General features: G+C 65.4%; 7 protein-coding genes and 1 pseudogene. 3 read left to right on the top strand and 5 right to left on the bottom strand.

All coding sequences use genetic code 11. The features are described 5' to 3' along the window. Positions 1–91: 91 nt before the first annotated feature. Positions 92–946, bottom strand: a complete 855-nt coding sequence (locus ACX80X_RS19150; protein WP_252600555.1) for an IclR family transcriptional regulator — start codon at positions 944–946, stop codon at positions 92–94. Positions 947–1,492: 546 nt separating this feature from the next. Between ACX80X_RS19150 and ACX80X_RS19155 the strand changes: the two genes are divergently transcribed. Beyond that, positions 1,493–1,879, top strand: coding sequence for a hypothetical protein (locus tag ACX80X_RS19155; RefSeq protein WP_252600557.1), 387 nt, complete (start codon positions 1,493–1,495; stop codon positions 1,877–1,879). A 226-nt stretch (positions 1,880–2,105) separates the two neighbouring features. Here the strand turns inward: ACX80X_RS19155 and ACX80X_RS19160 are convergent, their stop codons facing one another. The 4 genes from ACX80X_RS19160 to ACX80X_RS19175 form a co-directional block, all read right to left on the bottom strand. Then, positions 2,106–3,632, bottom strand: coding sequence for an HNH endonuclease signature motif containing protein (locus tag ACX80X_RS19160; protein WP_252614547.1), 1,527 nt, complete (start codon positions 3,630–3,632; stop codon positions 2,106–2,108). A 324-nt stretch (positions 3,633–3,956) separates the two neighbouring features. After that, positions 3,957–4,928 carry an NAD(P)-dependent alcohol dehydrogenase gene (locus ACX80X_RS19165; protein WP_252600560.1) on the bottom strand — a complete coding sequence of 324 codons (972 nt, stop codon included), beginning with the start codon at positions 4,926–4,928 and terminating at the stop codon, positions 3,957–3,959. Continuing rightward, a complete protein-coding gene (locus ACX80X_RS19170; RefSeq protein ID WP_058930270.1) occupies positions 4,925–5,158 on the bottom strand; it encodes a helix-turn-helix transcriptional regulator in 234 nt (77 codons plus the stop codon). The genes ACX80X_RS19165 and ACX80X_RS19170 overlap by 4 nt, the downstream gene beginning before the upstream one ends. Then, complete coding sequence (locus ACX80X_RS19175; RefSeq protein ID WP_252600562.1) at positions 5,152–5,580, bottom strand: hypothetical protein; 429 nt, start codon at positions 5,578–5,580, stop codon at positions 5,152–5,154. Before ACX80X_RS19175 ends, ACX80X_RS19170 begins: the two co-directional genes overlap by 7 nt. A 225-nt stretch (positions 5,581–5,805) precedes the next feature. Here ACX80X_RS19175 and ACX80X_RS19180 point away from each other — a divergent pair, with 225 nt between their 5' ends. Both ACX80X_RS19180 and ACX80X_RS19185 read left to right on the top strand, forming a co-directional pair. Then, positions 5,806–7,305 (top strand): amino acid permease, encoded by a 1,500-nt coding sequence (locus ACX80X_RS19180; protein ID WP_252600564.1) that lies wholly within the window; start codon positions 5,806–5,808, stop codon positions 7,303–7,305. An 8-nt stretch (positions 7,306–7,313) separates the two neighbouring features. Next, a pseudogene (locus tag ACX80X_RS19185) lies at positions 7,314–7,948 on the top strand (LysE family translocator). Positions 7,949–8,133: the final 185 nt, after the last annotated feature.

The raw sequence follows: 8,133 nt of genomic DNA on the forward strand, positions 1-8,133 counted from the left end.
GGCTTTCGGAGGGGTGGTGTCCGGGATTCCAGACCGCTGCGGGGTTCTGTCGGACCGTCGGCGAGGCAGAGCCAGCCGACGGGGGGCAGCACTACTTGGCAGGGCGGCCGTGGATGCGGACGGAGAGTTCGTCCGCTACTTTCTGGACCCGCGCGGCGAGCGCCGGCCATTGGTCCGCCGGCAATTTGTCCTCGAGGAACGTGACGGCGACTGCCGCCGTCGGCCATCCCACGTGGTCCGTGACAGCGGCGGCGATCGAGCCGAAGCCGGGCGTCACCTCGCCATGTTCGGTGGCGTAGCCGCGCTGCCTCACTTGGTCCAGGTGCGAGGACAGCGCGGAGTACTTCATGATGGCGCCCTCCACCTCATGCCGGGCGGTGAAGGCCTCGGCATTCGGGTAAAGCGCCCGGACCTGCGACTTGGGCAGTGCGGCGAGAATGGCGCGGCCGCTGGCGGTGAGGTGGCTGGGAAGCCGGACGCCGACGTCGGTCACCAAGGACGGGCGGTTCTTGGCCCGTTCCTCCACGATGTACAGCACGTCGCGGCCGTGGAGCACCGCCAGGTGCGCGCTCTCACCGATGACGTCCACCAGCGACGCCAGCAGCGGCCGGCCCAGGCGGGACAGCGGTTCCTGCCGCGAATACGCCGAACTCAGCTCAAAGGCACTGATGCCCAGCCCGTAGCGCTGCTCCTCGTGCAGATGGAGGACAAAGCCGTTCGCCTCCATCACGCCCAGGAGGTGATAGACGCTGGAGCGCGGCAATCCCAAGGACGTGGCAATGCTCGACGCCGCCACCGGCCCCCGCTTGGAGGCCAGCAGCTTGAGGATACGCAGGGTGTTCTCGGCGGCGGGGACTTTGGACGTCGCCCTTGGTTCACTGCCCGCCTCTGGCCTGGCTTCCGTGCTCGACACCACTGCACTCGACTCCACTGTGCCCTCCGTCATTTCTCGCGGGGCTTCCGGCCATGTCCGGGATCCCGTACTTAACCTTGCGCCCACGACCGGTCCCCTCATGGCCATCAAAACACGGCCGGTGTCCGGGATGCCAGACATAGCCAGTCGTGCGCCCCCTTCCCGCCTACTGGGCCTGAGTTGTCCTCCCGGCCCCGCTCGGGTCCGCTCGGGTCCGATCGGGTCCGGCGGCGTCCGGCGGGGTCGGATCGGGTCCGGCGGCGCTGGTCGTAGGCTGAAGCGTATGGCCTCAACCACCGATGTCCTCGCCGCGTACGATTCCCAGCTCCGCCGGCTGGTTCCCCCAGCCGTTCCGGCAGGCCACGAATATCAGCTGCTGGGACCCCTGCTACGCGTGACCGGACAGCGGCGGGGCTTCATCGAATCGGCTCGTGACCTCGGTGTGGAGGGAGGGATGCTCGACAGGATCGTCGAACAGCGTGAGTACTTTGCCGGCCGGGGGGGGAGGCCGTCGAATGGAAGACCCGGGCGCATGACTTCCCAGCTGATCTTGAGTCCCGCCTCCGCGCAGCAGGCTTCGTGCCGGAAGACCGCGAGACCGTCCTGGTGGGTGAGACGGCCGCGATGGCCGGTGAACCTGTGGTCCCGGAGGGTATCCAGGTGAGGCTTGCCCGCGAACTCCCTGACCTGGAGCGCATCGCGGCGATGAAGTCTGAAGTGTGGGCCGCCGATTACAGCTGGGTGGCCGCGGACCTGTCTGAGCGGCTGGCCTCGGACCCGGAAAACCTGGTGGTCTTCCTGGCCGAGGCCTCGGGGGAAGTGGTTTCGGCGGCCTGGCTCGAGATCAATCCGGGGACGGACTTCGCTGGCTTATGGGGCGGCTCAACGTTGCCTGCATGGCGCGGGCGGGGATCCACAAGGCTCTGGTTTTCGCACGCGCCCAGGTGGCGGCCGCCCGGGGAGTGAAGTACCTGCAGGTGGACGCGTCCGCTGACAGTGAGCCGATCCTGAGAAGGTCGGGGTTCAGGGCAATCACCACCACCACGCCGTTTGTGTGGGCTCCTCCTGCGAGGGGCGATAGCACTGGAGCAGCTGGATAGAGCCCGCCCCCGCGAGGACGAAATGTGATGCTGCACCACCAACTGCGCTCCCGTGACTCAAACCAGCGCCCAATCTGGGAACGAAGCTTCTTTCAGTGATGGTCCTGCAGCTGGCCATTGGGCAGGGATGAGTGGTCGGGCAGGTCCCGAGAAACCGCGCCAACGTGTTGAAGTCTGAGCTCTTCGAGAAGCTCCGGCGGCCAGGTCGATGGTTCCCAGTCGGGGTGTTCGCTTTGGTAGTGGCGTCCGGTGGGTGAGGTCCAGCCGGGTGGTTCGTTCTTTGTGGCGGTGGTGGGTTTCCAGGCTGTGGTGTGGCGGAGTCTGTGGTGTTTGTGGCAGGGTTGGCCGAGATTTGGGATGCCGGTGGTGCCGCCGTGGGCCCAGGCGAGAAGGTGGTCCGCTTCGTTGTCGAGGGAGTGGTTGCTGCAGCCTGGGAAGGGGCATTTTCCGTCGCGTAGTCGTAGCCCTTGGCGTTGGGCTTTGGTGAGCCGGTAGCTGGTCCGGCCGATCTCGAGCGGTGCGCCATCGCGGGGATCGATCAGGACGCGGTGGAAGGATTCGGCACCGTCGGCGATCAGGTGGCGGGCCATGGATGGCGGGATCGGCCCGTATCCGTCGAGCATGGCCGATTCATCGGTGAGGCCCAACAGCGCCATGACCGGGACCGTGATCAACACCTGCGCCCGCGGGGATGGAACACCGCCGCTCACGGCGATGCCCCCGGTCTCTTCGTGGCTCGTTTCGCCGGTCGCGCCGCCGCTCTTTTCCCTACCCTCATAACCGGTTCCGCTGCCTGCACTGTTGTTGGTCAGAAGCCAGGTGGCGGCGATGTCTGCTCGGAGCTGGCTGAGGTTCCGGTCCTCATGAGGCCCCTGCAACGCCCTGGCCACTGTGGTGGTCCGGTTCCAGATCCCCGCGGCGGTGTCCGCAGGGAGGTAGGCAGAGAGCCAGGCCATCCCGTCGCGGTCCGGGGCATATTCCAGGCCTCGGTCGGCTGCGCTCTTGATATGGCGTTTTTCGATGCTGACCGGGTGGTGGCGTTCCCGCCAGGTGCGGGCCTTGTGCCGGAACCTTCCGGGGATGAGCTCACCGGCCGGGCCACGTGCCGGATTCACCACGTGAGGGTCCAGGAAATGTGCCTCCAACGCCGCCGCGCCCGGCCTGTCGAGGTTGGTGGTTTCGTCGACCATGATCCGGGCGTGCTGCCACGAAATCGCCCCGGCCTGCAGCGCGGAGAACGTCAAAGGCAGGGCCGTGGTCAGCGCGTAGGCCTCGGCGAGGAGGGCCCCGGCAGCGCGTTCACTGACCGTCAGGGCACACGCGACCTCCGCGACCACGGCCATCTCCTGCCCGGTATGGTCCTCGGGCGACGTTGCAGGGCCCGCCAAAGCCTCGGCGGCGGCGGTGTAACTGGCAGCCAGCCAGGCCTTCAGTGCGGCACTTTTCGCGTCCAGCCGTGAGATCTCGGCCAGCCCGTCCAGGAATTCATCTGCCCGCCGACGCATAGGATCAGCCTCCCCGGAACAGCCGGAATCAGTCCCGTCCCGGAGCACCACAGCCAGCTCAGCGAAGGACACCGCAAGGGACTCCGCCGTCGCTACAGCTGCTCTGCTATCCATACCCAAATCATCCCGCGAGGGTCTGACAATAACGGCCAGGCTGAACGGCTATGTGCATAACCCTGCTGACGTCATTGTCGAAGTGTCGGCGGAGCTGGGCGGGGCTTAAGTGTCCCTTCGCGCTGGGCGCTTATGTGTCCCCTCGCGCCGGGGAGCTCCAGTGTCCCTTCGCGCGGGGGGCTCAAGTGCCCCTCGCACGGGGGCCTCAACTGTCCCCTCGCGCCGGGGAGCTCCAGTGTCCCTTCGCGCGGGGGGCTCAAGTGCCCCTCGCACGGGGGCCTCAACTGTCCCCTCGCGCCTGGTAATTGGGGACGGTGAGGAGCGTCAGATGCTGACAACAACCTTGCCGCGGACGCGCCCTTCGTGCATGTATTCGACGGCGGCCGGCGCCTCAACGAGCGCGTAGACCTTGTCCACGGCAGGCTTCACACTGCCGGCTTCAATGAGCATGGTCAGCGCCTCGAGATCGCGATAGTTTTCCGTCGAAACAAGCCCCTTGAATTTCTGCCCGGAGAACAGTGACACCAGCGGCGCACCCATCGAACGCTCAAACCCGCCGGTCAGGTTCCCACCGCCCTCGCCGCCGACGATCACCAGCGTGCCCCGCGGGGTCAGCACGCGCCGCAGGACTGCGAGCGGCCGGTTGCCGGCGGTATCCAGGATGACGTCGTAACGCATTCCGGTGCGGGAAAAATCGTCCCGGGTGTAGTCGATGACGTGATCAGCGCCGAGGGACCGGACCAGCTCCACTTTTCCGGTGCTGCAGACTCCTGTGACCTCTGCCCCGAACGCTTTCGCCACCTGCACCGCAAAGGACCCTACTCCCCCACCAGCACCGATGATCAGCACCTTCCGGCCAGTCGTCACCTGTCCGGCATCGCGGACAGCCTGCAACGCGGTTACACCCGAAATGGGTGCCACCGCAGCTTCCTCGAACGTTAGGTTCGCGGGCTTCGTGGCCACACAATCCTCCCTGGCGCAGACAAATTCCGCGAAGGACCCCTCACACGTACCGAACACTTCGTCGCCAAGCTGGAAGCGTGTGACGCCAGCCCCCACGGCCTCCACGACGCCGGCAACCTCACGGCCGCGGACCGGAATCTTGGGCTTCTTCAGCCCGAAGCCGAAGAGGCGGAGCAGGTACGGCCGCCCGGTCATAAGGTGCCACACACCCTGGTCGACGCCGGCCGCGCGGACCCTGATCAGTACTTCCCCATCACCCGGCAGAGGCAGCGGGATATCCCTTAGTTGGAGCACGTCGGCATTCCCGTAAACGTCCTGCACGATAGCTTTCATGATGCGTCTCCTTGATGATTCGGGTACTGGAACACGTCCTCGAGCGGCACGCTGAGCACATGGGCGATCTGGAACGCCATCTCCAGGGACGGCGAGTACCGGCCCTGTTCTATGGCGATGACGGTCTGGCGGGTGACGCCCACACGTTCGGCGAGTTCGGCCTGCGTCATCTCGCCCCGTTCGAACCGCAGGCGGCGGATTGAATTGGTCACCCGCGTTGGCTTCACCACGGCTGGAACCCCCGGCGGTAGGCGACGATCTTGGCTACGGAGCCCAGGATCGCGGACAACACAAACGTCAGGTAGATGACGTTTGCGATCCAGAAGTGGCCCACCGCGGCCATCGCCAGGAGCAGTGCCGCGACGCCGCCGATGACCACAAACGACTGCCCGATGTACTCGCCGAAACGGTAGATCTCCCTGTCGCGCTGGTCCTTCTTCCCGGCCTCCTTCGGCGAAAAAATGCCCAAGAGTATGTGCAGGGCGATGGACGCAGCAATGGATGCCCCGATGGTCCACAGCAGTGGAGCCACGTACGGAACCTCGGCAACGGGCATTGTGCCGGCCATGCCCAGGACGATGGCCAGATACACGCCATAAGAGCCCGTGGCCACCACCCCCATGATCCAGGCGCTCTTCTCTTCGAAGGACATTTCCGCTCCCGCCATTCCCATCGGATGTAAAACAAAGCTGACATCTCAAAAGTAAAGAAAACCAGACATTATGTCAATAGTTTTGGACTAGACGCCATAGGAAGTTCAAATGCCGGCCCCAAGTCTGAGATGGAAGACACGAACCGCCCGTGAGTCTCATCACGTAAGGCGCCAAAGTGATCTGCTGGTTGGCGATCCCCCTCCCAATGACGAGAAGGTATTTGTATGCAGCACGCCGCCACCAGGCAAGACACAGCCGCCCAAGACGCAAGCCCGGCCGAAAAGCCCAGTCCGGGATCCGGCGTCGCGCAGGTCCTGAACCGGGGACTGAACGTCCGGCACATCCGCTTCATGGCCCTCGGTTCGGCGATCGGAACCGGCCTGTTCTACGGCTCGGCCTCCGCCATCCAGAAGGCGGGCCCGGCCGTCCTGCTCGCCTACATCATCGGCGGCGCGGCGGTGTTTATGGTCATGCGGGCCCTCGGCGAGATGGCCGTCCGCCACCCTGTCTCAGGCTCGTTCGGCCAGTACGCCAGCCGCTACCTCGGGCCGCTGGCAGGGTTTGTGACCGGCTGGACGTATGTCTTTGAGATGGCGATTGTGGCCATCGCGGACGTCACCGCATTCAGCATTTACATGGGCTTCTGGTTTCCGCAGGTGGACCGCTGGATCTGGATCCTGGCCATCATCTGCTTCCTGGCCGCACTGAACCTGCTCAGCGTAAAGGTCTTTGGCGAGCTCGAGTTCTGGTTCTCGCTGATCAAGGTGGTGGCGATCATCGCCATGATCGTCGGCGGCGCCGCCATTATCGCGTTCGGCTTCCAGGCCGGCGGGTCCACCGTGGCGCCGGGACTCGGGAACCTCGTGGAGCACGGCGGGCTGTTCCCGAACGGCTTCGAGGGGCTCCTGGCCTCGTTCGCCGTCGTGATGTTCGCGTTCGGCGGGATCGAGACGCTTGGCATCACCGCCGGCGAGGCCGCGGACCCCAAGAAGGTCATTCCCAAGGCGGTGAACACGGTGCCGGTCCGCGTCCTGCTGTTTTACGTCCTGACCCTCGGCGTGCTGATGAGCCTCTTCCCGTGGAACGAAATCGGCAGCAACGGCAGCCCGTTCGTCCAGATCTTCAGCGGCCTGGGCGTCCCGGCCGCACCGCACATCCTCAACGCCGTGGTGATCACCGCCGCACTCTCCGCCATCAACAGCGACATCTTCGGCGCCGGCCGCATCCTGTTCGGGCTGTCCGGGCAAGGCCACGCGCCGGCAGTTTTCGGTAAGGTCTCGCGCCATGGCGTGCCGTGGATGACGGTAGTGATGATGGCCGGCATCCTCCTGGTGGGCGTGGTTCTGAACGCGGTCATTCCCGAGGACGTCTTTATCCTGATCGCCTCGATTGCCACGTTCGCCACCGTCTGGGTGTGGGTCATGATCCTGGCTTCCCATGTCGCGATGAAGCGGGAGATCGCGCGGAAGGGTCTGCCGGCGTCGGAATTCCCCTCCCCGTGGTGGCCCGCGGCCTCCATCCTGACCATCGCGTTTATGGCGCTGGTCATCGCCGTCCTGGGCGCCTTCGAGGACACCCGCGTGGCGCTGTACGTGGGCGCGGCGTGGCTGGGGTTGCTGGTCCTCGCCTACCGCCTGTGGGTCAGAGGTAACGGACGACGCCGGGCCGAGCTTGTGGACGAAACCTCACCGCTCCCGGTGGTCGCCTCAGCCCGCCGGAGCTAAGATCAGGCATGGTTCCGCTCTCAAACCTGCTGGCGTTTGCGCTGGCGTCCGTGGTGCTGATCGCCGTCCCCGGACCCAGCGTGCTGTTTGTGATCGGCCGTTCCCTGGCGGTCGGCCGGAAGGGCGGTGTCCTGACGGTACTGGGCAACGCGACCGGGCAACTGGTGCAGGTGGCTGCCGTCGCGCTCGGCCTGGGCATTATTGTGGCGCAGTCCGTGGTCCTCTTCAGCGTGGTGAAGCTGGCCGGCGCCGCCTACCTGGTCTATCTGGGCATCAAGGCCATCCGGAACCGTCGGCACAACTCCTTCAGCGATCGTCAGCCAGCGGCCTCCTCGCCACGGCGGCTGGTGGCGGAAGGCCTCGTGGTGGGTGTCACCAACCCGAAATCAGTGGTGTTCTCGTAGCAGTGCTGCCGCAGTTTGTTGACTATCCTTCCGGGGTCATTCCGTTCCAGCTGGCGCTGCTGGGGGCGGTGTTCCTGCTGATCGCCGTAGTTTCAGATAGCCTCTGGGCCGTCGCCGCAGGTTCAGCCCGCCAATGGTTTGCCCGTTCGCCCGGCCGGGTTTCAACGGTGGAGGCAACAGGCGGGGCTTTGATGATCGGTCTCGGTGGGACGTTGGCCCTAACAGGCAGCAAGTCCTAGGGACCCCCCACGCTCTCTCACTTTTGGGCGATTTGGCGCAACGCTCTCTCGTATGAGGTGAGAGAGCGTTTGCCCAAAACGTGCATTAAGCCTGTATGCCCCTTGCGGGGCGCCCGTTCCGGGCTGAAAATGTGCCTGTGGTCGCCTGTCGACGCCGTAGTCACTATGGTTCTTTCAGTCCGTCA

This window comes from Pseudarthrobacter sp. MDT3-1 (assembly GCF_054510755.1).

Coding starts and splice junctions, on each gene's coding strand:
- ACX80X_RS19150 (WP_252600555.1), bottom strand. CDS start 946: ATGACGGAGGGCACAGTGGAGTCGAGTGCAGTGGTGTCGAGCACGGAA.
- ACX80X_RS19160 (WP_252614547.1), bottom strand. CDS start 3,632: ATGGATAGCAGAGCAGCTGTAGCGACGGCGGAGTCCCTTGCGGTGTCC.
- ACX80X_RS19165 (WP_252600560.1), bottom strand. CDS start 4,928: ATGAAAGCTATCGTGCAGGACGTTTACGGGAATGCCGACGTGCTCCAA.
- ACX80X_RS19175 (WP_252600562.1), bottom strand. CDS start 5,580: ATGTCCTTCGAAGAGAAGAGCGCCTGGATCATGGGGGTGGTGGCCACG.
- ACX80X_RS19180 (WP_252600564.1), top strand. CDS start 5,806: ATGCAGCACGCCGCCACCAGGCAAGACACAGCCGCCCAAGACGCAAGC.